Genomic DNA, 1111 nt, shown 5'->3' with positions numbered 1-1111 from the left:
GTGCATGGCCCAGTCGATGGTCTGAGCCCTGGCCTCCATCTCCGGCGTCGGGGTCTGCGCCAGCGCCTGCGCCAGCATGTCCTCATGCTCGCGGCGCAAGCGCGCGAGTTCGTCGTCGGAGGCGCTGACGGTGAACAGCGCCACCGCCTCGCGCTCCATGAACAGGCGGCACTGGAAGGCCTCGCGGATCAGGCTGATGGCGATGTGCGCAAGCTGCATGCCGCGCTGCGACACGAACTGGCCCGGCTTGAGGTAGCGTGCCAGCAAATGCCGCGTGAAGCTGGCATAGGCCTGCTCCCGCAGATTTGTCTGGTCGCCGCCATTGGCCATTTCAGCGCTTCCCTTCCCGTCAGGCCGCCGCGGCCGCGAAAAGAGTGTCGTAGGCAGCGCCAAGCTGCTGGCGCCCCGGCGCCGCGATCGGCTCGAGCGGCGGCCGCACCGCCAGCCAGCGCTCGTCGCCGGTTTTGCGCGCCACCATCACCTTGACCGCAGGAATGACCGGGTGCTTGAGCAGCTCGAGCACGAAACGCTCGACCCGCGCATCGTCCTGCCCCGTCTGCGCCATGGCGAGGACCTCGCCGGCGGCGAAATTGGCCATGCCCGAAATCGCGCCCTGGCCACCGATCCTGACCGCCCGCGCCAGATGCCGCTCGTCACCGATCAGGATCACCAGATCGCCATGGGCGCCGAGCAGCGCCTCGCTATAGGTCCAGTCGCCGCCGGAATCCTTGACGCCGGCGACCACGTCCGGAACCGCCTGGCGCAGCCGGCCGATCAGCCCCAGCGAAAGCTGCACCGTGGTGACCGAGGGAATGTTGTAGAGCAGCACGCCGCGGGCCAGCGGACCGAGAGCGGCAAAGACAGCGGAAAACCAGCCGAAAAGCCCATCGTCGCCGATATTCTTGAAATAGCTGGGAGGGGCAAGGAGGATGTTGCGGGCGCCGCGCTGCAAGGCATGCCGAGCCTGCTCGGCTGCATCCTCGGCCGCATCGACCAGCACGCCTGCGACAAGCTGATCCGGCGCGATGCCGGCCGCCAGCATCGCCTCGGTGACAGCCCGCCGCTCCTCGGTGCCGACCGAAGCGCCCTCCCCGGTGGTGCCGAAGAGCGT

At 68.7% G+C, this 1111-nt stretch carries 1 protein-coding gene and 1 pseudogene; both read right to left on the bottom strand.

Going from position 1 to position 1111, the window contains the following annotated elements:
• Window positions 1–330 (bottom strand): annotated as a pseudogene (locus tag FJ980_RS33470) (GntR family transcriptional regulator); the annotation flags it as partial.
• Window positions 331–349: 19 nt separating this feature from the next.
• A partial coding sequence (locus FJ980_RS33465; protein WP_140547650.1) for a dihydrodipicolinate synthase family protein occupies window positions 350–1111 on the bottom strand: 762 nt, incomplete at its 5' end.

The sequence above is a fragment of the Mesorhizobium sp. B1-1-5 genome, assembly GCF_006443065.1.
Taxonomy (GTDB): domain Bacteria; phylum Pseudomonadota; class Alphaproteobacteria; order Rhizobiales; family Rhizobiaceae; genus Mesorhizobium.
The sequence above is the reverse complement of the archived record's forward strand: the minus strand, read 5'-3'. Positions and strand labels throughout refer to the sequence as shown.